This is a genomic window from Bacillus paralicheniformis (assembly GCF_002993925.1).
GTDB lineage: Bacteria > Bacillota > Bacilli > Bacillales > Bacillaceae > Bacillus > Bacillus paralicheniformis.
In genome coordinates this window covers 1,304,890-1,328,709 of sequence record NZ_CP023665.1, presented here as the reverse complement: position 1 = coordinate 1,328,709, position 23,820 = coordinate 1,304,890, and the positions used below count along the sequence as shown (strand labels likewise).

The window sequence follows — 23,820 nt, the reverse complement described above, 5'->3', positions numbered from 1 at the left end:
GAATTATCTTAAAATTTTATAGTTGTATATTATTACATAATCATTACAAAAGCAAGGAGTTTTTTGATTTTTTGTAATAATATTAATTTAATCCCATAATTTTAGTATTTTAAAGCGATAGCTTTATAAAGTCTTCTGACGGGAAGGATAAAACGTCGGCAACCTTCAAATTTCGAGCCGATAAATATTTTTTTACAATACTGTAACCGACAGCATATCCGACCATGTCGGGGTAAGGACCTTTTCCAAATAAAATATTGGAGAATAGTCGGTTATCATGTCGGCGCAGCTCGAAATGAGGCTTTACGAACCGGTCCTGGAAATGACAAAGCTGTTTTTCGGAGTAATATGACGTCCATGCAGCTGTTTCGGCTTCTCCCAACCGTTCGAAAACGGCATATTCTGCGATGCCTTCGAGAATGATTGTATCAAGCAGCGTCATCTTTTTTTCTTCTTTCGGCATATTTTCTAACCGGCAAACGTGATTATATTCGTGCGTCATGATCGCAGAAATCGATGACCGGGGAAGATCGGCCGATAAAAACAAAAATAATTTGTCGCTGAACGCAAGGCCTGATTTCGAGCCGAATTCGACGCGGATTTTGCGGTTTCTTTCATCGACCGGCAGGATGAAAATCGGAACATCCGGCCCATTCCATCTTTTGCAGAGCAGCTGTTCTTCCCGTCTGACATGCTGAAATACGCTGTTTTTCTTAAGCTGCTTCATCGTACGCTCGCCGTCCGTCCACGAACGGAACATGCCGTGGGTCTGCAGGTGGCTGACAATCGCCGCCGCATCCGCTTTTGAAGCGCCTTTAAAATACGGCAGGAGAAAGCTTGACAATTCCCGCACGGATGAAGCCTGTTCAAGCCATTCATACGTGCTTGCTATACTCATTTAGATCACACTCCTTTTTCATCTGTATGGTATGCACGCTAAAAAAAACGGCCACCATCTAAAATGGCAGCCGTTTATATTGCGGTTATTCATATTTTTTGAAAATCAGCGTTGCGTTGTGTCCGCCGAAACCGAGCGAGTTGCTGAGCACAACATTTACGTCCTGGCGACGGGCTTGATCCGGTACATAGTCCAGATCGCAATCTTCATCAGGCGTTTCGATATTGATTGTCGGAGGAATGATGCCTTCCTTAATGGCAAGGACGGAGAAAATCGCTTCGATGCCTCCGGCAGCCCCGAGCAAGTGCCCTGTCATCGATTTTGTCGAGCTGACGGCAAGCTTGTAGGCATGCTCTCCGAACACTTCTTTAATGGCGATCGTTTCAAATTTATCATTGTACGGCGTGCTTGTTCCGTGCGCATTGATATAATCAATGCTATCAGGAGACAGACCCGCATCTTTGATCGCTTCTTTCATGGCTCTGACGCCGCCTTCCCCATTTGGCGCAGGAGCCGTGATATGATAGGCGTCTCCCGTTGATCCGTAGCCGACCACTTCCGCGTAGATTGTCGCTCCGCGGTTTAACGCGTGCTCAAGCTCCTCAAGAACGACGATTCCCGCTCCTTCTCCCATGACGAAGCCGTCGCGGTTTTTGTCAAACGGGCGGCTTGCCGTTTTCGGATCCGGATTAGTGGAGAGCGCTTTATTGGCGGAAAAGCCGGCAAACGACATTCTTGTAAGCGGGGCTTCCGTTCCGCCGGAGATCATGACATCTGCATCGCCGCGCTGAATGACTTTAAAGGCGTCGCCGATTGAGTTCGTACCCGTCGCGCAAGCCGTCACCGTACAAGAGTTGACCCCTTTTGCACCGAGAGAAATCGAAATCTGGCCGGTCGCCATGTCAGGAATCATCATCGGTACAAAGAACGGGCTGACGCGCCGCGGTCCTTTTGTTAAAAATGTTTCGAACTGCTGTTCAAGCGTTTCAAGGCCGCCGATCCCAGAACCGACCCAGACGCCGACCCGGTCTGCGTTGCTCTCGTTAATGTCGAGCCCCGCGTCTTCCACGGCCATTTTCGCCGACACAACGGCATATTGTGTGAAGCGGTCCATTTTTCTCGCGTCTTTTTTATCCATGTAATCTTCTATCTTAAAATCTTTCAGTTCCGCGGCTACTTTAGCTGGATACTCGTCCGCGTTCACCCTTGTAATCGGGCCGATTCCGGAAACCCCGTTAACCGCGTTGTTCCAGCTCGTTTTGACGTCATTACCAAGAGGTGATAAAGCTCCTAATCCGGTAATGACTACTCTTTTACTATTCATAAGTTGCACCTCACCTTTCTTTTATCGGCCCCAGCGCATGGCGATGGCTCCCCATGTCAAACCTCCGCCGAAGCCGACCATCACAATGACGTCACCGTCTTTTATTTTACCAGCTTCAAGCTCTTCCACAAGAGAAATCGGAATAGAAGCAGCTGATGTGTTTCCGTATTTATGAACCGTTTTAGACATTTTTTCGACTGGAAGCTCCAAACGTTCGCGCGCCGCTTCCATGATCCGGATGTTGGCTTGATGCGGCACCAAAAAGTCGACATCCTCTTTGGATAATCCGGCTTTTTCAATGACATTCACACTGGATTCACCCATTTGGCGGACGGCAAACTTGAACACTTCTCTGCCATTCATGATTGTATGATCTTTTTCATCCAAGTACAAGTGCTTTCCGCCTCTGCCGTCTGCACCGAGCTCAAAAGACAAAATCCCTTTATCGTCGCTGACAGGCCCGACAACTGCGGCGCCCGCTCCGTCTCCGAACAGAACAGCGGTATTGCGGTCATCCCAGTCCGTAATGCCTGAAAGCTTTTCAACTCCGATGACAAGCACATGCTTATACGTCCCGGCTTCGATAAACTGTTTTCCAGTGACTAAACCGTACATAAAACCGGCGCACGCTGCGCTGATATCCATTGCACAGGCATTGAATGCACCGAGCTTTTCTTGAATCATGCAGGACACTGTCGGGAATGCCTGGTCAGGAGTAACGGTGGCGACGAGAATCATATCAAGATCTTCCGCCTCGATGTTTGCGTCTTCCATCGCTCTTCTAGCGGCGGCCACAGCCATGTCGGATGTTTTCTCATCTTCAGCTGCGATTCTTCTTTCTTCTATGCCTGTTCTTGTACGAATCCACTCGTCAGAAGTTTCAACCATTTTTTCCAAGTCGAAATTGGTCAGCACCTTTTCAGGGATGTACCGGCCGATTCCAATAATTCCAGCTTTCATAGGAAAGACTCCTTTATTCATGATTTTTTCCAACTAATGTTATGAGTTATTATTAGTATCTGGTACTAATCCTACCCTATTTTTTTTTAGTTGGCAATATATTCGTCTAATCTAGCAGACCAAAACATTCATATAGTAGTGATATATATGAAAAAGGAGGGATGAAGAGTGGCGAACGACGATTTTTTCACAAAAATGATGTTTGGCGCAAACGCACCCGGCAGGCATGAAGAGACGGAGACGGATGCGGAAGCGGAAACCGTCGAAGACGCTGAAGTATCCCAGGAAGCCGATTATATGCACGTTTTGAATCAGGTTGGAGAAATTATGGATTCGCTCGATGAGCTGAAGCCTGTGTTTAAAGAAATCGGCTCAATGGTCAGCGCTTTGAAAAATAAGATTTCCATATAAAAAAGCCACTTCTTCTGAAAAGTGGCTTTTTAAGCGTTTGCGGGCGTTTAAGTCAGGCGTCTGAACCGGCTTCCGCTTTACCGAGCTCGTAAGCCTCGGCCATCACTTTCGTAAACAAGTTCATGAATGGCTCAAGCATTTCCGGGGAAAGTTCGATTCCCGCTTTCTCCATCTCTGCTTTCGCTTCAGGAACGTATTTCATGGCAATTTGCAAAAATTCCATTGATTTTTCGTGCATCTTGATCACCTCAATGTTCGTTTGGCAGTTTGTTTGTTTTTTTGTATTCGTCAATCAGCCGATTCATCTTTTCTTGAAATGACTGATCGACAACAGGGCTGAATTCTCCCATTTCGATGACGCCGTCTTGAATGTCAAATGAGCGCTTGCCGCCTTTAAGCGTTCCTTTATTAAACTCGTCGGCGGTGAGTTCATAAGCGTCATCTACATGCTGTATAGTGCTTGTCAAAACGACATTCTCACCCAATTCCGACTGGTCGCTTACATAGCCGATAGCGTACAGCCCGTCCTTTTTGATTTGTTCAATGACAGGGACATTATACCCGTCTCCGGCCGGATACACAACATCCGCGCCTGCCTTCTTCATTTTTTCATACAGTTTGACGGCATTTTCGCTGTCGTCCCACTGGCCGACATATTCTGTCATCACCTCAATGTCCGGATCGAGGTATTTAGCCCCTTCGGAAAATCCTTCTACTTCAGGCTGCCATTTATACGTTGCGAGCACGCCGATTTTCTTTGTTTTTGACTGATGGGCCGCCGTCATTCCGCCGAAGAACCCCATCGCTTCTCCTTCAAGCGATATGCTTGTCACATTTGGGTGATCGGCTTTCGAGTTCATTAAAACAAAATGAATATCAGGATAATCTTTGCATATCTCATTAAAGGCTTTTTCATATTCGCTTCCGTGCCCGTAGATGAGGTTGACGCCTTTTTTGTGAAAATCTTCTACAGCCATTTTAATGGCAGCGTCATTATCGATTCCCTCTTTATAATAGACGTCGACATTGTAGACGGATTGTATTCTTAATAATCCTTTATATCCTTTGGTTCCCCATACTTGGTCATTTATCGTATCAGGGACAAGCAAACCGACTTTTTCAATTTTCCCTTTCAGCGGCGATTGTCCGCAGCCGCTTAGCGCCAGGAGAATGAAAAAAATCGCGACAAGCCTGTACACCATGCCATGTTCAACTCCCTTTCGAAAAAACAGCAATTCAAATCTATCTTTATTGTATCCTTTCAAGTGTAAATTAGGAAGATCTTTCTTATTTTTTGTCGAAAAATGTAGACATTTGTCTGATCCATTCTTCAATGATCTCATCGGCTTTATCGTATGGCGTCTTCTGTACAAACTGCAAATCTGAAAAATCTTTTTCAACAGCACAGGCAGCGGCTTGTGCGGCCGCGTCGTTCACAAAAAGCGCTCCCTCCCTGTTTTGTTTATCCTCTGCCCTGACGTCCCACGGACCGAACAGATCCGGAAGCACGATCAGTTCAACACCCTTTTCCTCCATGCCGGCGCGTAAATCCTCTTCGAATTGTTCCTGGTAGACAAACAGAATAACAGGCTTGTTTTCAACGCCTGCAGCCAGCGCTTCTTCCGGCACTGAGCCTGTGTATTGGATGAAGACTTGTTCGTACGGGGCTTCAAGCTCTTTTTCGATGAGACGGAAATGCTCGTTTCTTCCCAGCCACATCAGCCGCTCTTCGAGGTACATCAGCTTTTTTTCGTCGCTTGTCTGTTCCAGCTTTACATCTATGTCAACACCCTCTTCAAGTAGATGTTCACAAAATGAAAGGCCGAAGAACTCATCTGCTCCATATACAAGTGCCGGCTTCATTCGATGGACCACCTTTCGTTTCAGCTTTTTTAACCAAGCAAAAAACAGCCCTTTTCATCATTTTCGGGCTGCTATTATTCTATTCTCTATAAGACTTTTTCATGCGTTTTGAAAAAGTTCGCGATTGCTGAATGAATGCGCTGAGGATGTTCGGACAGGTGCAAGGTAAGCCCCACGCTGTGACGGCCTTTAAGCTGGCGCTCCTCAAACGTTTTGGCATGGATCATATACGGATACGGTGAGCCGTTCAGTCTTTGCCAAATATGAACGGGTACGAGATTGTGGTAAGGGGATATGCTTTTGAACGGATAATCGGCTGCCTTCCGCTCCGTAATTCCGTAGCTTTCGGCAATTTCTTTAATAAACTGTTTGTAGAAAAACTTGTTTTCTTTTTCTCGTTTATGATGAGCCTGAAGATCGAGGCAAGGATTAACCATCGCTGCAGAACGTATTTGGTTCGGGATCGAGCGAAGGAGCTCATCTGCAATGAGGGCCCCTGTGCCTTCCGCCAATAAATGAATTTTTTCATTTAAAATCTCTTGTTTGAACACGTAATGAATCAGCTGTTTCGCGTATGCAACCGCTTTTTCGGAGCCCCAGTGCCTGCCGAACAAATTGCTGTTTACCAGGGTATAGCCTTTGTTTCTCAGGCTCGTTAGAAGCTGATTTCTTCCGTAATGCTGAAGCCAGAAGCTCGAATCTTCCCCGACAAAATGGTTCCGGTCGCCGAAAATGAACACCAGAAAACCGTTCGGCTTGTACGGAAGATGAACCACGTTCCATTCTGAATCCATTTGAAAAAAACGTTCGGTTATTTTCATCACTTGCCTGCCTCCTTCCTGCCGTAATCTGCTCATTATTTTATGTCGTACGTGCAGCAAACGAATAAGGAAAAGTCCCAGTCTTCATGATGAAAAGTAAACTTTAATGAAATACCCTTTCTGATATTTCTGAAAACAGAGTTGAAAGCCCTGTCTTGTTCACTAAAATGTCTTTTCCAGCTGGCTATGTATATGGTATGATAAGTTTTAGAATTGAATGAGAAGGACGAGGTGGGAAACGTGCGATTTGTGGTCGCTTTTTTCTGGACATTTCTTTTGACGCAGATGGCCTGCTATATTGTCGGCGCCATGAACGGTGCTGGGTATGACCTTCAAACCAGTGTCATTATGGGCTTTATCATCACCGCAGCCGTTATTGTTCTTGGAGAAATTATGCCTGTTAAACAGGATGCAAGTCAACATTAAAACCCCGGCTTTTGAAAGCGGGGTTTTTTGCTTTAGATAGACAGCCGTCCGACGGCTGTTTTTTTAAGGCTTTCTTTTATATGTCCAGAGCCGGTTATGGTTGGAGGTTTCAGGGAAGAACTCGCCGGCGCTCAATTTGATTTGTTGAGGGTTCTGAACCATGCTTCCCGTTTCGCCGATCTCCACATACACTCCATTATTGGGCGCTTTTTGGCCCGGCCGGAATTGACGCTGCTGTCCCATTTGCTTCACTCCCTTTTATTATTAGATTGCCCCACTCTCCCAAAAAACATGTCGATTTTATCTTTACATCTGTTTGCTTTGTATAGTTTAATGAGAAAAGTGTTCCGAAAATTAAAACGAACCGCCCGTTCATTCCGTCTTTTAAAAGGGCGTCACAACTTGTGGGAAACGGAGGAGTATCATGGATTTTTTAATGTTGATCAAGTATATCCTTTTAGGGTTGCTTCAGGGACTCACAGAGCCGATTCCTGTTTCTTCAAGCGGCCACTTGGTGCTGGCACAGCACTTTTTAGGCTTGAACATTGAAGGCTTCAGTTTTGAGCTTTTAATGAATGCCGGTTCTTTAATTGCCGTATTGCTCGTCTATAAAAACGATATTTTCAGGCTGGCGGTAAACGGACTGTCTTATGTCACATCAAAAAATGAAAAAGGAAAAGCGGACTTCAGGTTTATCATCTATCTGATCATCGCCACGATTCCTGCCGGTGTCATCGGTGTTTTATTTGATGATGAGATTTCGGCTTTCTTTAAAGACGGCGTCCGGATCACCGCGGTTACTTTGCTGATCACGGGTCTGGCATTGTTTCTCATTCGCAATTTGCGCGGCCGCAAAAACGACGGCGAAATCAGACTGAGAGACGCCGTGATCATCGGCTTGTCGCAAATGGTTGCACTTGTTCCCGGCATCAGCCGTTCGGGAGCGACGATCGTCCCTGCGATGGCGCTCGGCCTCAAATCTGAAACCGCGCTCAGGTTTTCATTTTTACTGTACATACCGGTCAGTCTTGGCGGGACCATTTTAAGCATTACCGATATTTTTCATGATCCGCGTTTAGGGGAGCTTTTCCTTCCTTATTTGTTTGCGTTCATCGCATCGATTATCGCTACATACTTTTCATTGCGCTGGTTCATGAATATTATGGCGAAAGGAAACTTGGTTTATTTCTCGATTTACTGCTTTGTCATCGGCATCGCCGTTTTGATATTCGCCTAAAAAAACAGCTGATCAATTGTGATCAGCTGTTTTTTATTTAAGATAACAGTGCTTTTAATAAAGCTTTTTGGACGTGCAGGCGGTTTTCAGCCTGCTGGAATACCGCTGAATTCGGGCCGTCGATGATCTCTGCGGTGACCTCTTCTTCCCTGTGGGCAGGAAGGCAGTGCAGAAAGACGTAATCCGGTTTGGCATGGGAGACAAGCGCTCTGTTGACCTGATAAGGAGCAAAGATATTCATCCGTTCTTCGGCTTCTTTCTCTTGGCCCATGCTTGTAAACACATCAGAATAGATGACATCCGCTTGTTGAACGGCTGACACGGGGTCATTTGTGATTGTGACGGCCGCTCCGGACTCTTCGGCGAATCCCTCGGCCAGTCTTACCACTTCCTGATTCGGCTCATACCCTTCAGGCGAAGCGACCGTAATGTCGCATCCCACTTTCGCACAGCCGATTAACAGTGAATGCGCGACATTGTTTCCGTCTCCAACATAAACGGCTTTCAGCCCTTTTAATGTTCCTTTCGTCTCTTGAATCGTCAAGAGGTCACTAAGCGCCTGACACGGATGAAAAAGATCGGTCAATCCGTTGATCACGGGAATCTCGGCGTGCTTGGCAAGCTCTTCGACTTTTTCGTGTTCGAATGTGCGGATCATAATCGCGTCGACATAACCCGAAAGCACTTTCGCGGTATCTGCGATCGTTTCCCCTCTGCCCAGCTGCATGTCTTTACTGCTTAAAAACAGGGCGTTTCCGCCGAGCTGCGCCATTCCGGCTTCAAACGATACGCGCGTTCTCGTCGACGACTTTTCAAAGATCATCGCCAATGTTTTTCCTTTAAAGATGTCTTGAATTTTATTTTGCTTCATCGCTGCTGCCTCTTTCAGCAAATAAACGATCTCTTCTTTTGAAAAGTCTTTCAGGCTTAAAAAATCCTTACCCGTCAGATTGATTTCCCGGGTCGCCCCGATGTTTACAGTAGACATGTCTCCACTTCCTTTTTATATAAATCTTTAAGCGACACGGCTTTAGTCGTTCCATGCCCGCTCGTCAAAAATGCCCGCACCGTCTCTTCCTCTGTCATCACCGCCACACCGTGGGTGACGGCTTCCATTCGCTGCTTGCTCGCCTCTTTTGATTCGGCTAAATGGATGTGCAGCGCTTTGTCTTTCCGTTTGATCCAGCCTGGAAAATCGTCCGACTGTACGGTGAAACCCGCCTGTTCTGCGAGAGAACGAAGCTTGCCGGCCCCTTCCATGTAAATGCAGCCTTTCGTTTGCCAGATTCCCGCAAAGATTTTCTTCAGGGCGCTTTCCGGATTGAAGCCGACATACATGCCTTCTCCGGTCGATTTCATTTCCGGTCCAAGCTTCAAATCGACATCCTGAATAGCGTGCGATGAAAAGACCGGAAACTTCACGGCAACGCCGCGTGAGTTTTTGGCGGCGGGCTTCAACTCTTTGAGTGACGAACCGGCCAACAGCTGCGCCGCAAGCGGGATCATCGGAACCCCCATCACCTTGCTGACAACCGGAACCGTCCGGCTCGCCCTCGGATTGACTTCAAGGATGAGCAGTTCATCCGCGTCCGCTATAAATTGAATGTTCATAATACCTTTAAATCCGAGCTTGCGGACGATTTTTGCGGCAGCATCCCGCGCGGCGCTTTTCATCTCCGGAGTGACCGAAGGCCCCGGCAAAATCGCGTAGCTGTCACCTGAATGCACGCCCGCTTTTTCAATATGCTCGATATAAGTCGGGATGTAGAGATCGTCGCCATCGCTGACAAGGTCGATTTCAAACTCTTTTCCCGATACGTATTGATCGATCAGAATCGGGTAAGGCATTTGCGACGCTCCGCCCAGCAGCTCTCTGAGCTCTGCTTCGGAGTGAACGATCATCATGCCCATGCCGCCGATCACATATGACGGCCTGATCAGCACAGGATAGCCGATTTCGTTTGCTTTCTGCACCGCTTCCGCTTTTGATGAAGCCGTTTCTCCTTTAGCATGAGAAATGCCGAGCTCGTCAAGAAGCTGATAAAATTGATCACGGTCTTCAAGTATGTCAAGGGTTTCCGATGATGTCCCAAGCAGGGTGATGCCCGCTTTTTCAATCGCTTCAGCCACATTGATGGCGGATTGGCCGCCGAATTGAACAATCGCAAAATCGATATCTTCCGCTTCAGCGACATTGAGAATATGCTCGGGTGTAATCGGTTCAAAGTACAGGCGGTCTGCCATTTCATAATCCGTGCTGACGGTTTCCGGGTTGTTGTTCAGCATGATCGTTTCAAACCCGAGGTTTTTCAGCGTCATGACGCCGTGCACGGCGCTGTAGTCAAACTCGACTCCCTGGCCGATCCGTATCGGGCCGGAACCGATGATCAGGGCGCGCTTTTTCGTTTTTTGAGAGATGTCTCCGTCGCTTTTCCCAAAATACGTCGAGTAAAAATAGTTTGTCTTCGCATCAAATTCAGCTGCGCATGTATCGACGATTTTAAAGGATGCGGCTATGCCCATTTTCTTGCGGAGCGCGCGCACTTCTTCTTCCGTCTTTCCGGTGAGGGAAGCGATCGTAAAGTCGGTAAATCCCTTTTCTTTTACCTTTTTCAAAAGGCTGACGGACAGCGCGTCTCCCTGTTCCATCAACATGTTTTCCAGCTGAATGATATTAGAAAACACATGAAGGAAATAGTTATCGATTTTCGTTTTCTCGTGTATCTCGCTGATGGAAGCCCCCCTGCTCAGCAGCTCCATGACCGCAAAGAAACGTCGGTCATCAGGAGTCTCAAGCAGCTTCCACAACACTTCTGAAGATGCGCCGCCAAGTTCGGGCAAATGGGTTCCTGACGTTTTCAGCTCAAGGGATGCGACCGCTTTTTGCAGGGCCGCTTCAAGATTGCGGTCAATCGCCATGACTTCTCCCGTCGCTTTCATTTTCGTGCCGAGCTTACGGTCGGCTTGTTTGAATTTGTCGAACGGCCAGCGCGGAAATTTGACGACGACATAGTCAAGAGCAGGCTCGAAGCTGGCGTATGTCGAATCTGTGAGCGGATTTTTCAGCTCGGCAAGCGTGTAGCCGACAGCCAGTTTAGCCGCCATTTTTGCGATCGGATAGCCGGTCGCTTTTGAGGCGAGCGCCGATGAACGGCTTACTCTCGGATTCACCTCGATGACATAATAATTTTTGCTTTCCGGGTCCAGGGCGAATTGAATGTTGCAGCCGCCGACGACATCGAGCGCGGAAATGATCTTTAAGCTGGCAGAACGAAGCATTTGATAATCCGCATCCGTTAATGTCTGCGACGGGGCGACAACGATCGAATCCCCCGTATGGACGCCGACCGGATCGATGTTTTCCATATTGCAGACGGTAATGCATGTATTGTTTCTGTCACGCATGACTTCGTATTCGATTTCTTTAAAACCGGCAATGCTTTTTTCGACAAGACATTGGTGAATCGGGCTTGCGAGGAGGGCGCTTTCGATTAAAGGCAGGAACTCCTCTTTCGTCGCCGCGATGCCGCCTCCTTTTCCGCCCAATGTATAGGCCGGCCGCACGATAATCGGAAAACCGATTGAGAGCGCAAAACGAAGCGCATCATCATGATTGTCAACAATTTCTGAATCCGGCACAGGTTCGTTCAGCTCCTTCATCAAGGCGCGGAACTTTTCCCTGTCTTCGCCCTTTTCGATCGTATCAACAGATGTTCCAAGCAGCTTTACCCCGTATGTTTTAAGAATGCCGGCCTTTTCGAGCTCGACAGCCAAATTCAGCGCTGTCTGTCCGCCCAGATTGGCGAGCAGTCCGTCCGGTTTTTCGCGCTTGATGATTTGTGTGAGGCTTTCCACTGTCAAGGGCTCAAAATAGATTTCATCTGCAAAAGATTCATCGGTCATGATGGTCGCCGGGTTGCTGTTGACGAGAATCACCCGGTAGCCTTCGCTTTTCAGCGCCATGCAGCCCTGGGTTCCGGAGTAGTCGAATTCAGCGGCTTGCCCGATGATAATCGGCCCCGACCCGATAACGAGAATGCTTTTGATGGTTTGATCTTTAGGCATGGGCGATCTCTCTCCTTGCTTCGTTCAATTTCTGCAAATATTCGCCGAATATCCACTCGCTTTCAGCCGGTCCCGGATGGGCTTCCGGATGAAACTGAACGGATATGACAGGCAGTGTTTTATGCATCAGCCCTTCTACTGAACCGTCGTTGACATGATAAAATCTGACGGAAAATTCATTTTCGCTGATGGTGTCCCGATCGACGACATAGCTGTGGTTTTGGCTTGTCATGAACACGCGTCCGGTCTCTTTGTCCATGACCGGATGATTGGCTCCCCTGTGGCCGAACGGAAGCTTATACGTGTCGCTTCCGAATGCGAGCGCGATCAGCTGGTGCCCGAGACAGATGCCGAGAGTCGGATAGGAAGAGATGATATCCCGGAGTGCATCCATATATGGAAGGATCGCTTTCGGATCGCCCGGCCCGTTTGAAAGGACGATCCCGTCCGGATTCAGCTTTGAAATGCCGTCCATCTCTTGATAGGGAACGACCGTTACTTTGCAGCCCCGGTTTGCAAGCGATGAAGCGATCGACTTTTTATAGCCGAAATCGATCACCGCAATATGCGTATTGCCTTCCCTAAAGGCGCCGTTTTCGTTTTGTCCGGCAACCTGTGCCGCATAGTTCTCCAGCTGGCGCGGAGCCGGAATGCCGTCCTTTTGTTTCGTCAGTCTGGCATTCAGCGTCCCCTTTGCCCTGATATGCTGAACAACCGCTCTTGTGTCCACGTGCGATAAAAGCGGAACATCCCACTTCGCCAAGTATTCCCGAAGGCTTTCTGTCGCCTGATGATGGGAAAACCTGTCGCACGCTTCATAGACGACAACCCCTTTCACCTGAGGCCGTTTGCTTTCATCATCGCTTTCGTTTATTCCGTAGTTGCCAATCAGCGGGTACGTAAAGACAATAATCTGGCCTTTATAAGAAGGGTCTGTCAAAACCTCCTGATAGCCGGTCATGCCCGTAAAAAAGACGACTTCACCGGTGCAGCCGTCAAGACCGTCCAGTTCACCGCTGAAGGATGTACCATCTTCAAGAACTAAATATCCTTCCATCTTATGCCCACCTTTGATGAATAAATAATGATATTCATGAATTTTTATACTTACATATCGAAAAAAAATTACTGTTTTACAGCTGAATGATCTGCCATGACAGCTTTCAGTTTTTCCACGGCCGCTTTGATTTCACTTTTCGCAACCGTCAATGGCGGCAGAAGTCTGATGACGTTCGGACCCGCGGGAAGAACAAGCAAACCTTCCTTTTGAAGCGCTTCGATCAGCGGCTGTACAGGTTCCTTGCACTCGATTCCGGCGATCAGCCCTTTCCCGCGGATATCTTTTACAAGCGGAAATTGAAGCTTTTCTTTCAGCTGTTGATGCAAAAATGCTCCTTTGGCGCTCACTTCTTCAAGAAAGCTGCTTTCAAAAATGGTCTCCAACGTGGCGTTTGCCGCAGCCATCGCCAGCATGTTCCCTCCGAATGTCGAGCCGTGGGAACCCGGAGAGAACGCTTCTGAAAGCTCTTTTTTCCCGATCACGGCTCCGACCGGAAAACCGCTGCCCAGTCCTTTCGCGACGGTGATGATATCAGGTGACAGCCCTTCGTATTCATATCCGAAAGCTTTACCGGTGCGTCCAATTCCGGTTTGAACTTCGTCGACGATAAGGAGAGCCTGCTTATCGCGGCAAAAATCTTGAACGCTCTGCAGAAATTCCCTGCTCGCAGGGATGACGCCGCCTTCGCCTTGAATCGGCTCGAGCATCACTGCCGCGATATCTTTTTCATCCTGCAATTCGGCAAATGCTTTCGGCTCGTTGTAAGGTAAGTAGTGGAATCCTTCAAGCATCGGTCCGAATCCGAGCTTGATCTTTTCCTGTCCGGTTGCGGCCATTCCCGCATACGTGCGTCCGTGGAACGATTGCTGAAACGTTATGATTTTTGTTTTTTGCGTATGTTTTCGTGCGAGCTTCACCGCCCCTTCATTCGCTTCCGCCCCGCTGTTGCAAAAGAAGACAAGATCGCCTGCACTGTTTTTGGCAAGAAGCTGTGCAACCTTTTCTTGAAGCTCATTTTGAAACAGATTGGAAACATGCCAGACATCATCAAGCTGTTTTTTGACAGCAGCTGTCACTGAATCGGGGCAATGCCCGAGATTGCAGACCGCGATTCCCTGAACGAAATCAAGATAAGCGTTCCCCTTCTCATCCTGAACGATCGTGCCTTTCGCTTTTTTAATATTGATATTCCAGCGGCTGTACGTCTGAAATAAATGACTCACGATACGGCCTCCTTTTGTTTAATGATTTTCGTGCCGATGAAATCGTCTTTCGTGAGGAAAGATCCTTTTCCGCTCACGATCATCACTTCATCCACTTCATCTGTGAGGGCTTCTTTTGCAGAATGCACTTTTGGTATCATGCCTCCCGAGATCACGCCTTCAGCAATCAGGCTTTCGATGTCTGCCGGCGTCAGCTCTTTCAGCATTTCTTCGTTTTTCATAATCCCTTTGACGTCTGTCACAAACATTAATTTGTCAGCGTGCAAGGCTGCCGCAACAGCCGACGCCGCCAAATCGGCGTTCACATTCAAAGTCTCACAGCCATCCGTCATCGAGAGAGGGGCGATAACCGGAATAAAGCCTTTTTCCATGAGTGCTTCGGCCATTCGGCCGTTTACTTTTTTAATGCGCCCGACCTGACCGTATTCTTTTTCATTTAAATAGTCGGCAAGGAGCAGTCCCCCGTCTTTTCCTGATACTCCGACAGCCGGAAGGCCGTGCTTTGTCAGCTCGGCAACGAAAAATTTGTTGATCGAACCGGATAAGACCATTTCAGCGACTTCAAGAACCGCTTTTGTCGTCTTGCGCTGTCCGTTGACGAATTCGCTTCGAATATTGAGTTTCTTCAGCATCTTTGTAATATCAGGCCCGCCCCCGTGGACGAGTGCGATTTTCCAGCCGCTTTCGGTCAGCTCTTTCAGATTTTGAAAAAATTCGTCCGATAGTTCGCGGATGACGCTTCCGCCGCATTTAAAAACGATTGTTTTATCCATTGTGATCCCCTTTTTACGTCCGATAGCTCGCATTGATTTTGACGTATTCATAAGTTAAATCGCAGCCCCAAGCCGTACCCTTTCCGTCACCTTCCTGCAAGCGAACCTCGATTTTCACTTCGCTGTTTTCTAAATATGTTTTGGCCAGCTCTTCTGAAAACGGCTGCGGTTCGTTATTTTTAAAAAGGCATTGGCCGCCCAGGTAGATTTCTACCTTCTCCGGTGTCACAGCAGCCATGCTGTCTCCGATCGCGACAATGATTCTGCCCCAGTTCGCATCCGTTCCGTAAACCGCGGTTTTTACAAGGTTTGAGCCGACGATTTTTTTGGCGATGATTTGCGCTTCAAGATTGCTTTTCGCACCGTTCACTTCAACCTCGATCAGCTTTGTCGCCCCTTCCCCGTCTCTCGCGATTTGTTTGGCGAGGTCTGTGCAGGCAAGCTGCAGGCCTTTTTTGAAAACCGGCCAATCTTCGTGTTCTTCATGGAGGCGCTCATTTCCGGCGCATCCGTTCGCCATGACGAGCACCATATCGTTAGTCGATGTGTCGCCGTCGACTGTGATCTGGTTGAATGAAACGTCCGTAATTTCCCTTAATGCCCTTTGCAGCGCGCTTTCTTCGATGCATGCATCTGTTGTGACAAAGCCGAGCATCGTCGCCATATTCGGGTGGATCATCCCCGACCCTTTGGCTGCTCCGCCAATCGTCACTCTTTGACCGCCGATCATCAGTTCATAGCACGTTTGTTTGATCACCGTGTCTGTCGTTAAGATCGCTTCTTCGAAATCGCCTTCGGCAGGCTCAGTCTCGGCGAGAAGGCTGATGCCTTTTGTAATGCTCTCCATATTGAGGTATTCGCCGATGACGCCGGTTGAGGACACGGCCACCAGTTCCGGCTCGATCCCAAGCATATCAGCGCTTTGGCGGCGCATCTCATATGCATCTTTTAAGCCCTGCTCTCCCGTACATGCGTTGGCATTTGCGCTGTTGACGATGACGGCTTGCAGATGCGCGCTTTTTTTGAGACTTTCCTGCGTCACCTTGATCGGCGCAGCCTGAAAGTGGCTTTGCGTATAAACGGCGGCGCTCACCGCCGGTCTTGAGCTGATGATAATTCCAAGATCCTTTTTTGAATAGCGGAGGCCGCAGTGAACCCCTTTTGCCAAATAGCCTTTAGGCGAAGCGACATTTCCGTCTGTTTTTTTTATACTGTCTTGACTCACCTGAATCATATGTTTGTTCTCTCCCGTCTTATGGATAAATTGGCGTAAATTCAAGCCCGGCGGTTTCGCTCCAGCCGTTCATAATGTTGAAGTTTTGAACAGCCTGACCCGCGGCTCCCTTCATCAAGTTATCGATCACTGACACAATTGTCACTCTGTTCGTCCGTTCATCAACGGTAACGCCGATATCGCAAAAATTGCTGCCGTACACCTCTTTAGTTGCAGGGAACGAACCGGGTTCCCTCACTCTGACAAAGTATGAATCTTTATAAAATTTTGAAAAAATAAGTTGGAGCTGTTCAGCATCCATGCTGTCTTTCAGTTCTGTGTAGATGGTCGCCATAATGCCCCTTGTCATCGGAACTAAATGCGTGCTGAATGTGATCGGTTTAAATGCGGAGTCCCATTGTTTAACAATCTGCTCGATTTCAGGCGTATGCTGGTGTTCGTTTACCTTATATATTTTGAAATTGTCATTGATCTCTGAAAAGTGAGTGCCCATCGACGCCTTTCTGCCTGCTCCCGATACCCCTGTTTTCGCATCGATGATGACAAAAGATTCGTTGATGCTGCCGCTTTTGACGAGCGGCGCCAAGCCGAGAAGAACCGCTGTCGGGAAACAACCTGGATTGGCTATGTACTGCGCCGTTTTAATGTCTTCCCGATTCAGCTCAGACAGTCCGTATACCGCTTTTTGAAGCACGTGTTCAGGCGCGGCTTCCCTTTTATACCACTTTTCATAGACGCTCGGGTTCTGCAGCCTGAGATCGCCGGACAGGTCAATGATCGGTATGTCATATGCATCAAACTGTGGCGTCAGCCGGCTGGATACCCCCGGAGGCGCAGCCATAAATAAAAAATCGATTTCGTTCGCAATTTTCTTTACTTCGATCGGTTGCAGGTGTTGATCTGTCAGTTTCATAAGGTGCGGGTATGCGGCATCATAGCGGGCTCCCTCATCACTCGATGAATACAATATGCATTCATCTGCATAAGGGTGCAACTTCATAATCCTCATAATCTCTGCCCCTCCATAGCCAGTAGCACCTATAATACCTATTTTCAAAACAAGTTCACCTTCTTGGTCTTTGTGAAATTATTTAACATTATAACATGAATAAAAATTAATTCAATTGTATATTTAATATTTTTTGTTCATCTTTCATATTGGTTCTTTCCTCCCGCCGGCGGTCCTTTTTCAGCGGCTTGGTCGTGCTCCGTTCCCATCTTCCCGGATTCTCCGCTTTTCAAACCGGAGAATGTGCCGGCTGGCGTTTTTGCAATAAAAAAAGAACGCTTGTACAAGCGTTCTTTTTATAACGGGAGTAGCGATCTGCCTGGATACGCCCGTGTTATCTATTACGGCGGCTCCCTTTTCAAAACAGAAAGAGCCTGTCAACGGTTGAGCAGGCTCTGGAAACGTTTATTGGATGCCAAGTGCGATTTTCGCATATCGCGACATTTTGTCCCGTGTCCAAGGCGGATTCCAGACGATATGAACGTCAACTTCCTTGACTTCGGGAATATCTGCGAGCGCTTTTTTGACTTCATCCACAATGATCGGCGCCAGCGGACAGCCCATTGAAGTCAAAGTCATAGTCACGTCAGTTTTGCCGTTTTCATCCATATCCACGTCATATACAAGGCCGAGATTGACGATATCGACGCCCAGTTCAGGGTCAACGACCTGTTCAAGGGCGCCCATGATGTTCTCTTTTAATGCTTCATCCACTCTTCCTCACTCCTTTTTTCATCAGTATAACGCACTTCTTTCATTTTCTAAACCGATAGCACTTAAAGGTGCGCATCAAACCATTCGACTGTTTTCAAAAGGCCTTCCCTTGATACTTTATGCCCGGCCCGCTCATCTTCAATAAAATGCAGCAAATCAGGCCGAGTTTTATACAGCGGAATCGTCGATTCATAGAAGCGGCGCGCCAAAGCAAACGGAACGGTGCCATCCTGTTTGCCGTGCCAAAATAAAAGCGGCCTCATCTTCAATTTGTCCGGCTGCAGACTCAAGTCAAAACGCTTCAGTTTATCGCGCTGCTGTTCGATTTGTCCTTCTGTGAAAGGAAGTTCAATTTTCTTTTCACGCATAAAAGCGAGCTGTTGATCAAAAAATTCTACATAGGCGGGACTGCCCATTAAACTGACGGCAGTTGTAATCCATTCGTATTGTGTCAAAGCGCCGAGCGTGACAATACCGCCCATCGAAGTTCCGGCGGCGCCGATACGGCCCTTTTCAATCAGGTTTTCCTGTTCAAAGTGGTTTTTCAGCACTTCGAGCTCTTTGATTTCATTCGTGACGATCTCCCAAAACCTCGGGGCGAGCTCTTCCTGAGTGAGCTGTTCTTCCCTCTCCCCGTGATAAAGAGCCTCAGGCAGGACCACGCGCATTCCTTTTTCGGCAAGCAGATATGCGAAGTGAAGGTTATGCTCTTTTGCGCTTGTAAAACCATGTATGAAGAAAACAAGAGGAAGAGCTTTCTCTTTTTTCTCCTCTTTTACAATATGCAAAAGAGGAATGTTTGAAATATGTTGCTTCTCGATTATGATCACGACTGTTTCTTCCTCCTTTTAGGATGTCCATCATCATAAGTTTAACATGTAGACAATAAAGAAGGTAAAAAGATACACTATAGGTAAGTCAGAACTTTCAAATTCACAACAAAGGAGCATTTATGGAGACAAAACCATATTTAATTGCATTGGACTTAGACGGTACATTATTAAAAGACGACAAGACCATCTCGGAAAGCTCCAGCGACGTCATCCGCAAGCTGCGGGAAGATGGACATTACGTGTGCATTTCTACGGGAAGACCGTTCCGAGCAAGCTCCGTGTATTATGATCAGCTCCAGCTCGATACGCCGATCGTCAATTTCAACGGGGCGTTTGTCCATCATCCTAAAGATCAAAGCTGGGGACGCTTCCATACATCTCTTGATCTCGAGGTGGTCAAACAGATTATTGAAGTCAGCGAGACATACAACGTACATAATATCCTTGCTGAAATTGTCGATGATGTTTATTTTCATTATCATGACGAAAAACTGATTGATGTCTTTACGATGGGCAGCCCGAATATTACGGTCGGAGATTTAAGGACAAACCTCGGCCAAGATGTGACAAGCGTACTGATCCACGCAAAAGAGGAGGATGTTCCGGCGATCCGCTCCTACCTGTCAGACGTTCACGCGGAGATGGTCGATCATCGAAGATGGGCGGCTCCGTGGCATGTGATCGAACTGATTAAAAGCGGCATCAATAAAGCGGTCGGCTTAGAGAAAATCACGGACTATTACGGGATACCGCCTGAGCGGGTCATTGCCTTCGGCGATGAAGACAACGACCTTGAAATGCTTGAGTTCGCGGGCTGCGGCGTGGCGATGGGCAACGGCATCGAAGGGGTAAAAAGCGTTGCAAACAAGGTTACAAAATCAAACGAAGAAGACGGAATCGCAGTCTTTTTGAAGGACTACTTCGCTTTATAATATTATAATTTGCCATTCATAAACGGCTTTTCAAAACGGCAATACTATGAGAAGACGGCCGCACCGGACCGTCACTCGTGTTAAGGGGGAATTTCAAGATGGGTAAACGCAGCAAATCAAAACGGTTTATTCAGCAAGGCAAGGATTCGCTTAAACAGCATGCCGCCAGGTTCCCTTACCGCTCCACATTAGAAGAGGCTGAACAAAAGAGCGGCCCGACGGAATGCGGAGGGCTGTAACATGAGAAACGAACTGTTTCAAATGGCCAAAGCAGCCGTTCATGAAGCTGAAGCTTCGACGGATTCAGGCGAAAAGGCGAAAGCCGTTGCAAGAGCCAAAAACGCCCTTTCCTCGGCATACGCCAATTCAACAGATGCCGAACGGCGCCAGCTTCACGATCTTCAGGAGCAGCTAGATCAACGATCATAACAACACGCCGGCTTTTTGACAGCCGGAGAGGAGTCTGTGCCATCGGCACGGCTCCTTTTTTATGTTTCAAATTTCAAAACATAAAAATTTGACATCGGAAGCAAAAGGAAGTACATTATAAAAGGCGAACATTTTATATAACAAACAAATAAATATTCGTTTTTGGGGGTTTTTATATTGGAAAACGTGTTTGATTATGAAGATATTCAACTAATTCCTGCAAAGTGCATCGTCAAGAGCCGCTCTGAATGTGATCCGTCCGTGCAGTTCGGCGGAAGAACATTTAAACTGCCTGTGGTGCCCGCCAATATGCAGACCATTATAGATGAAAAGCTGGCTGTTTCATTAGCGGAAAACGGTTACTTTTATGTGATGCACCGCTTTGAGCCGGAAACACGGATCGATTTTGTAAAAGACATGAAGGCGCGCGGTTTGTTTTCTTCAATCAGCGTCGGAGTCAAAGATGACGAATACGCGTTTATCGAAGAGCTGGTGAAAGAGAATCTCACGCCTGATTACATCACGATCGATATCGCTCACGGTCACTCGAACGCCGTCATCAATATGATTCAGCACATTAAAAAACATCTTCCGGACAGCTTCGTGATCGCAGGAAATGTCGGAACGCCCGAAGCTGTGAGAGAACTTGAAAACGCCGGCGCCGACGCTACAAAAGTCGGCATCGGTCCCGGAAAAGTCTGCATTACAAAAATTAAAACCGGTTTTGGAACGGGCGGCTGGCAGCTGGCTGCGCTGCGCTGGTGTGCAAAAGCGGCGAGCAAGCCGATCATTGCAGACGGCGGCATCCGCACTCACGGGGACATCGCCAAATCGGTCAGATTCGGGGCGACAATGGTCATGATCGGTTCGCTGTTTGCCGGACATGAAGAATCGCCGGGGGCAACGATCGAAAAAGACGGCAAGCTTTACAAAGAATATTTCGGTTCGGCTTCTGAGTACCAAAAAGGTGAAAAGAAAAATGTCGAAGGCAAAAAAATGTACGTGGAGCATAAAGGCGCGATCATGGATACGCTGACAGAAATGGAACAGGATCTGCAGTCATCCATTTCTTACGCGGGAGGAAACAAGCTCGATGCGATCCGCAACGTAGACTACGTTATCGTTAAAAATTCTATTTTCAATGGGGATCAATATTAACGGTCACAGGGCGGTGTTCAGGCAGCCGCCTTCCCTTCTGCCTGACAGCATACAAAAAGGCATCCTTCCCGGGATGCCTTTTTTGACGGCTATTTCACTTCAAACGATTTGCCGGCCCTCAAAGTTGCAAACTGTTCCGATCTTCCCAAAAATGTCACGTTTACTTCATATGTGCCGGGTTCAGGCACCTCTTTCCATACATCAGTAAAATCGTAAGACTCTTTCGGTTTGAGCGTCATCGTCTGGAACGCCTGCGTAAACATTTTTCCTTTCGAATAGCGGTACCTTTCATTCCCTTCTTTGTCGCTGACGATCAGTTCAAATTTCTGTCCGCTGCTGAATTCAAACTCTGCCACATCATCCGTATGGTTGACAACCGACATCCGAAATTCGATTTCTCCCTGCTTCTGAACGGGTTCAACCGTTAATGTTACACTCCCGTTATTCACTTCCCCTGATACCTCCTTATCGGGGACTTGATCCCCGTTTTGCCCGCATCCACCGACAAACAGCAACATTACAATCATGGAAATCAGCCGCATTCATTCACCCTTTCATTAATCTTTGCGGAAAAACCCTAAAACCTGCGTTGTCTGCACGACGTTTGTGAAAGCATTTGGATCCACTTCATTAATGATTTTTTCCAAGTCGTATAATTCGTATCTTGTAATCACAATGATCATCATTTCTTTCTGTTCATTCGTAAAGGCGCCTTTCGCCGGAACGGTTGTAATGCCGCGGACCATCTTTCCGTAAATCGCTTCTTTGATCTCCTCCGCTTTCTTTGTGACAATCATAACGGTGAGCTTGGCGTGACGGGTGTGGATGGCATCGATCACCCTGGTTGTCACATATAGTGTAACGAGCGTATATAATGCTTTCTCCCACCCGTTCAATAATCCTGCTGTTAAAATGATCGCACCGTTTAAAATAAAGAAATAGGTGCCGACCGGTTTGTCTTTCCACTTCGCCAGGATCATCGCGATAATATCCAAACCGCCCGTTGAAGCCCCGTATTTAAGGGTCAGGCCGATTCCGACCGCGGCGATCACCCCGCCGAACACGGCGTTCAGCAAAATATCGTTTGACAGGCTCGCCTCAGGGAGCATTCCTAAAAAGACCGTCGTCAAGGCTACGCTCAAAATGCTGTAAACCGTAAATGAGCGCCCGACCTTCAGCCAGCCCAGAATCCCGACGGGAATGTTTAAAATAAACAATAGCGTCCCCGTTGAAAAGTAAATCGGGCTGTACTGGTCAAGCGCACTCGATAAAAGCTGCGCCACCCCCGTAAAGCCGCTGGCGTAAACATCGGCGGGAATCAGAAACAGATTCAATCCGATGGCATTTAACAAGGCGCCGATGATGACAATGAACAATTTTTTTGCTTCAGCTATGACCATATTTAGTTCCTCCGCTACTTTCGTATATATTTGGTTTACCCTTAAAACAATATTTTGAAAACGTCAATGTAAAAATATATGATATAGTTGACCTAAAAAACGAAATATACCGAAGGACAGTTTGGCGTCCTTTTCCACCATTTTTTAGAAAGAAGGGGTTCAAATGAACGTTCACCTTTTAGCAGACAGTGCGGCAGATTTGCCGAAATCTTTTTATGATGAACATCACATCTCATTTATTCCGTTAAAGGTGCTGCTTGATGAAAAAGAGTACGATGACCTTCTGACGATTCAGCCTCTGGACGTTTATGAAGCGATGCGCGAAGGCAAAGCGCCGAAAACGTCCCAGCCGTCCATGATGCGGTTCAAGAATGCATTCAGGGAGCTGGCCGGCGAAAACAAACCCGCTCTCTATATCGCCTTTTCTTCAGAGCTTTCCGGAACATACCAGACGGCTGTGATGGCAGCAAACGAAGTCAAGGAAGAGTTCCCTGATTTCGATCTGCGGATCATCGACTCAAAATGCGCTTCGTTAGGCTATGGGCTCGCGGTTAAGCACGCCCTTAAACTCGCAACTAACGGCAATACAATACAAGAAATTGAATCGTCTGTAAAGGACTTTTGCGAACATCTTGAACATATTTTTACCGTAGATGACCTGACTTATTTGGCAAGAGGCGGAAGAATCAGCAAAGCATCGGCTTTTGTCGGCGGTTTGCTGAATATTAAACCGCTCCTGCATGTTGAAGACGGCAAGCTTGTCCCCTTGGAAAAAATCCGGGGCAAAAAGAAGCTGCTCAAACGGATGATCGAATTGATGAAAGAAAGAAGCGTCGATTTGAGCGGACAGACGGTCGGCATCAGCCACGGAGATGACGAAGAGACGGCCGAAGAGGTCAAACGGATGATCGAAGCCGAATTTCAGCCGGGGGAAATCGTCGTCAACATGGTCGGTTCAGCGGTCGGCGCCCATTCCGGCCCCGGAACATTGGCGGTCTTTTTTCCGGGGAAAGACAAAAGATAAGGTAAAACAGAGGCCTGCTTTATAAA

27 protein-coding genes are annotated in these 23,820 nt (G+C 47.5%); 8 read left to right on the top strand and 19 right to left on the bottom strand.

What is annotated here, in order from left to right; genetic code table 11:
• Positions 1 to 109 precede the first annotated feature (109 nt).
• The 3 genes from CP943_RS06730 to CP943_RS06720 form a co-directional block, all read right to left on the bottom strand.
• Entirely contained in the window at positions 110 to 898 is a 789-nt protein-coding gene (locus CP943_RS06730; protein WP_023856645.1) for a DUF2268 domain-containing putative Zn-dependent protease, read from the bottom strand.
• 85 nt (positions 899 to 983) lie between these two features.
• Positions 984 to 2,222: a beta-ketoacyl-ACP synthase II gene (fabF, locus tag CP943_RS06725; RefSeq protein ID WP_003180590.1), complete on the bottom strand. Its 1,239-nt coding sequence runs from the start codon at positions 2,220 to 2,222 to the stop codon at positions 984 to 986.
• A 21-nt stretch (positions 2,223 to 2,243) separates the two neighbouring features.
• Positions 2,244 to 3,182 (bottom strand): beta-ketoacyl-ACP synthase III, encoded by a 939-nt coding sequence (locus CP943_RS06720; protein WP_003180588.1) that lies wholly within the window; start codon positions 3,180 to 3,182, stop codon positions 2,244 to 2,246.
• A 168-nt stretch (positions 3,183 to 3,350) separates the two neighbouring features.
• On the opposite strand from CP943_RS06720, the gene CP943_RS06715 reads away from it, so the two are divergent.
• Complete coding sequence (locus CP943_RS06715) at positions 3,351 to 3,593, top strand: hypothetical protein (protein ID WP_020450928.1); 243 nt, start codon at positions 3,351 to 3,353, stop codon at positions 3,591 to 3,593.
• Between the two features lie 52 nt (positions 3,594 to 3,645).
• Here CP943_RS06715 and CP943_RS06710 read toward each other — a convergent pair whose 3' ends face one another.
• From CP943_RS06710 to CP943_RS06695, 4 genes are all read right to left on the bottom strand, one after another.
• Positions 3,646 to 3,831: a ComZ family protein gene (locus CP943_RS06710; protein ID WP_011197761.1), complete on the bottom strand. Its 186-nt coding sequence runs from the start codon at positions 3,829 to 3,831 to the stop codon at positions 3,646 to 3,648.
• A gap of 10 nt (positions 3,832 to 3,841) precedes the next feature.
• A complete protein-coding gene (locus tag CP943_RS06705; RefSeq protein ID WP_020450927.1) occupies positions 3,842 to 4,795 on the bottom strand; it encodes a BMP family ABC transporter substrate-binding protein in 954 nt (317 codons plus the stop codon).
• An 85-nt stretch (positions 4,796 to 4,880) separates the two neighbouring features.
• Complete coding sequence (locus tag CP943_RS06700; RefSeq protein ID WP_105980873.1) at positions 4,881 to 5,456, bottom strand: hypothetical protein; 576 nt, start codon at positions 5,454 to 5,456, stop codon at positions 4,881 to 4,883.
• A gap of 86 nt (positions 5,457 to 5,542) precedes the next feature.
• Positions 5,543 to 6,277, bottom strand: coding sequence for a hypothetical protein (locus CP943_RS06695; RefSeq protein ID WP_020450926.1), 735 nt, complete (start codon positions 6,275 to 6,277; stop codon positions 5,543 to 5,545).
• 231 nt (positions 6,278 to 6,508) lie between these two features.
• Between CP943_RS06695 and CP943_RS06690 the strand changes: the two genes are divergently transcribed.
• Entirely contained in the window at positions 6,509 to 6,703 is a 195-nt protein-coding gene (locus tag CP943_RS06690) for a YjzD family protein (RefSeq protein WP_009328851.1), read from the top strand.
• Positions 6,704 to 6,766: 63 nt separating this feature from the next.
• Here CP943_RS06690 and CP943_RS06685 read toward each other — a convergent pair whose 3' ends face one another.
• Positions 6,767 to 6,946, bottom strand: coding sequence for a YjzC family protein (locus CP943_RS06685; RefSeq protein ID WP_003180573.1), 180 nt, complete (start codon positions 6,944 to 6,946; stop codon positions 6,767 to 6,769).
• 181 nt (positions 6,947 to 7,127) lie between these two features.
• Between CP943_RS06685 and CP943_RS06680 the strand changes: the two genes are divergently transcribed.
• Positions 7,128 to 7,940 (top strand): undecaprenyl-diphosphate phosphatase, encoded by an 813-nt coding sequence (locus tag CP943_RS06680; RefSeq protein WP_020450925.1) that lies wholly within the window; start codon positions 7,128 to 7,130, stop codon positions 7,938 to 7,940.
• Between the two features lie 37 nt (positions 7,941 to 7,977).
• Here CP943_RS06680 and argF read toward each other — a convergent pair whose 3' ends face one another.
• The 9 genes from argF to CP943_RS06630 all read right to left on the bottom strand — a co-directional run bounded on the left by argF (position 7,978) and on the right by CP943_RS06630 (position 18,848).
• The gene (argF, locus tag CP943_RS06675) at positions 7,978 to 8,928 is read right to left on the bottom strand and encodes an ornithine carbamoyltransferase (protein ID WP_020450924.1); all 951 of its coding nucleotides are present in this window, start codon (positions 8,926 to 8,928) and stop codon (positions 7,978 to 7,980) included.
• Positions 8,916 to 12,005: a carbamoyl-phosphate synthase (glutamine-hydrolyzing) large subunit gene (locus tag CP943_RS06670; RefSeq protein ID WP_105980872.1), complete on the bottom strand. Its 3,090-nt coding sequence runs from the start codon at positions 12,003 to 12,005 to the stop codon at positions 8,916 to 8,918. Before CP943_RS06670 ends, argF begins: the two co-directional genes overlap by 13 nt.
• Positions 11,998 to 13,062, bottom strand: coding sequence for a carbamoyl phosphate synthase small subunit (locus CP943_RS06665; RefSeq protein WP_020450922.1), 1,065 nt, complete (start codon positions 13,060 to 13,062; stop codon positions 11,998 to 12,000). Before CP943_RS06665 ends, CP943_RS06670 begins: the two co-directional genes overlap by 8 nt.
• 68 nt (positions 13,063 to 13,130) lie before the next feature.
• Positions 13,131 to 14,288 carry an acetylornithine transaminase gene (locus CP943_RS06660; protein ID WP_020450921.1) on the bottom strand — a complete coding sequence of 386 codons (1,158 nt, stop codon included), beginning with the start codon at positions 14,286 to 14,288 and terminating at the stop codon, positions 13,131 to 13,133.
• Positions 14,285 to 15,061, bottom strand: a complete 777-nt coding sequence (gene argB, locus CP943_RS06655; protein ID WP_020450920.1) for an acetylglutamate kinase — start codon at positions 15,059 to 15,061, stop codon at positions 14,285 to 14,287. Before argB ends, CP943_RS06660 begins: the two co-directional genes overlap by 4 nt.
• 13 nt (positions 15,062 to 15,074) lie before the next feature.
• Positions 15,075 to 16,295 (bottom strand): bifunctional ornithine acetyltransferase/N-acetylglutamate synthase, encoded by a 1,221-nt coding sequence (gene argJ, locus CP943_RS06650; protein ID WP_023856641.1) that lies wholly within the window; start codon positions 16,293 to 16,295, stop codon positions 15,075 to 15,077.
• A 19-nt stretch (positions 16,296 to 16,314) separates the two neighbouring features.
• Positions 16,315 to 17,352 carry an N-acetyl-gamma-glutamyl-phosphate reductase gene (gene argC, locus CP943_RS06645; protein WP_023856640.1) on the bottom strand — a complete coding sequence of 346 codons (1,038 nt, stop codon included), beginning with the start codon at positions 17,350 to 17,352 and terminating at the stop codon, positions 16,315 to 16,317.
• 357 nt (positions 17,353 to 17,709) lie between these two features.
• Positions 17,710 to 18,018, bottom strand: coding sequence for a metal-sulfur cluster assembly factor (locus CP943_RS06635; RefSeq protein WP_003180552.1), 309 nt, complete (start codon positions 18,016 to 18,018; stop codon positions 17,710 to 17,712).
• Between the two features lie 62 nt (positions 18,019 to 18,080).
• Positions 18,081 to 18,848: a prolyl oligopeptidase family serine peptidase gene (locus CP943_RS06630; protein WP_026579908.1), complete on the bottom strand. Its 768-nt coding sequence runs from the start codon at positions 18,846 to 18,848 to the stop codon at positions 18,081 to 18,083.
• Between the two features lie 122 nt (positions 18,849 to 18,970).
• Between CP943_RS06630 and CP943_RS06625 the strand changes: the two genes are divergently transcribed.
• The 4 genes from CP943_RS06625 (at position 18,971) to guaC (ending at position 21,370) form a co-directional block, all read left to right on the top strand.
• Positions 18,971 to 19,783 carry a Cof-type HAD-IIB family hydrolase gene (locus CP943_RS06625; RefSeq protein ID WP_020450916.1) on the top strand — a complete coding sequence of 271 codons (813 nt, stop codon included), beginning with the start codon at positions 18,971 to 18,973 and terminating at the stop codon, positions 19,781 to 19,783.
• A 98-nt stretch (positions 19,784 to 19,881) separates the two neighbouring features.
• Positions 19,882 to 20,022: a hypothetical protein gene (locus tag CP943_RS22410; RefSeq protein ID WP_003180548.1), complete on the top strand. Its 141-nt coding sequence runs from the start codon at positions 19,882 to 19,884 to the stop codon at positions 20,020 to 20,022.
• Position 20,023: 1 nt separating this feature from the next.
• Complete coding sequence (locus tag CP943_RS06620; protein WP_020450915.1) at positions 20,024 to 20,212, top strand: DUF3813 domain-containing protein; 189 nt, start codon at positions 20,024 to 20,026, stop codon at positions 20,210 to 20,212.
• A 177-nt stretch (positions 20,213 to 20,389) separates the two neighbouring features.
• Entirely contained in the window at positions 20,390 to 21,370 is a 981-nt protein-coding gene (gene guaC / locus CP943_RS06615) for a GMP reductase (protein WP_020450914.1), read from the top strand.
• 89 nt (positions 21,371 to 21,459) lie between these two features.
• On the opposite strand, the gene CP943_RS06610 is transcribed toward guaC, so the two are convergent.
• Entirely contained in the window at positions 21,460 to 21,912 is a 453-nt protein-coding gene (locus CP943_RS06610; protein WP_020450913.1) for a BsuPI-related putative proteinase inhibitor, read from the bottom strand.
• A 15-nt stretch (positions 21,913 to 21,927) separates the two neighbouring features.
• On the bottom strand, positions 21,928 to 22,770 hold the full coding sequence (locus tag CP943_RS06605) for a YitT family protein (protein WP_020450912.1): 843 nt from the start codon (positions 22,768 to 22,770) through the stop codon (positions 21,928 to 21,930).
• A gap of 163 nt (positions 22,771 to 22,933) precedes the next feature.
• Here CP943_RS06605 and CP943_RS06600 point away from each other — a divergent pair, with 163 nt between their 5' ends.
• On the top strand, positions 22,934 to 23,794 hold the full coding sequence (locus CP943_RS06600; protein WP_020450911.1) for a DegV family protein: 861 nt from the start codon (positions 22,934 to 22,936) through the stop codon (positions 23,792 to 23,794).
• Positions 23,795 to 23,820: the final 26 nt, after the last annotated feature.

Bases quoted from the DNA above. Each gene is read 5' to 3' on its own strand.
- CP943_RS06730 (WP_023856645.1), bottom strand. From the start codon at position 898: ATGAGTATAGCAAGCACGTATGAATGGCTTGAACAGGCTTCATCCGTG.
- fabF (WP_003180590.1), bottom strand. From the start codon at position 2,222: ATGAATAGTAAAAGAGTAGTCATTACCGGATTAGGAGCTTTATCACCT.
- CP943_RS06720 (WP_003180588.1), bottom strand. From the start codon at position 3,182: ATGAAAGCTGGAATTATTGGAATCGGCCGGTACATCCCTGAAAAGGTG.
- CP943_RS06710 (WP_011197761.1), bottom strand. From the start codon at position 3,831: ATGCACGAAAAATCAATGGAATTTTTGCAAATTGCCATGAAATACGTT.
- CP943_RS06705 (WP_020450927.1), bottom strand. From the start codon at position 4,795: ATGGTGTACAGGCTTGTCGCGATTTTTTTCATTCTCCTGGCGCTAAGC.
- CP943_RS06700 (WP_105980873.1), bottom strand. From the start codon at position 5,456: ATGAAGCCGGCACTTGTATATGGAGCAGATGAGTTCTTCGGCCTTTCA.
- CP943_RS06695 (WP_020450926.1), bottom strand. From the start codon at position 6,277: ATGAAAATAACCGAACGTTTTTTTCAAATGGATTCAGAATGGAACGTG.
- CP943_RS06685 (WP_003180573.1), bottom strand. From the start codon at position 6,946: ATGGGACAGCAGCGTCAATTCCGGCCGGGCCAAAAAGCGCCCAATAAT.
- CP943_RS06680 (WP_020450925.1), top strand. From the start codon at position 7,128: ATGGATTTTTTAATGTTGATCAAGTATATCCTTTTAGGGTTGCTTCAG.
- argF (WP_020450924.1), bottom strand. From the start codon at position 8,928: ATGTCTACTGTAAACATCGGGGCGACCCGGGAAATCAATCTGACGGGT.
- CP943_RS06670 (WP_105980872.1), bottom strand. From the start codon at position 12,005: ATGCCTAAAGATCAAACCATCAAAAGCATTCTCGTTATCGGGTCGGGG.
- CP943_RS06665 (WP_020450922.1), bottom strand. From the start codon at position 13,062: ATGGAAGGATATTTAGTTCTTGAAGATGGTACATCCTTCAGCGGTGAA.
- argB (WP_020450920.1), bottom strand. From the start codon at position 15,061: ATGGATAAAACAATCGTTTTTAAATGCGGCGGAAGCGTCATCCGCGAA.
- argJ (WP_023856641.1), bottom strand. From the start codon at position 16,295: ATGATTCAGGTGAGTCAAGACAGTATAAAAAAAACAGACGGAAATGTC.
- CP943_RS06625 (WP_020450916.1), top strand. From the start codon at position 18,971: ATGGAGACAAAACCATATTTAATTGCATTGGACTTAGACGGTACATTA.
- CP943_RS22410 (WP_003180548.1), top strand. From the start codon at position 19,882: ATGGGTAAACGCAGCAAATCAAAACGGTTTATTCAGCAAGGCAAGGAT.
- CP943_RS06620 (WP_020450915.1), top strand. From the start codon at position 20,024: ATGAGAAACGAACTGTTTCAAATGGCCAAAGCAGCCGTTCATGAAGCT.
- CP943_RS06610 (WP_020450913.1), bottom strand. From the start codon at position 21,912: ATGCGGCTGATTTCCATGATTGTAATGTTGCTGTTTGTCGGTGGATGC.
- CP943_RS06605 (WP_020450912.1), bottom strand. From the start codon at position 22,770: ATGGTCATAGCTGAAGCAAAAAAATTGTTCATTGTCATCATCGGCGCC.
- CP943_RS06600 (WP_020450911.1), top strand. From the start codon at position 22,934: ATGAACGTTCACCTTTTAGCAGACAGTGCGGCAGATTTGCCGAAATCT.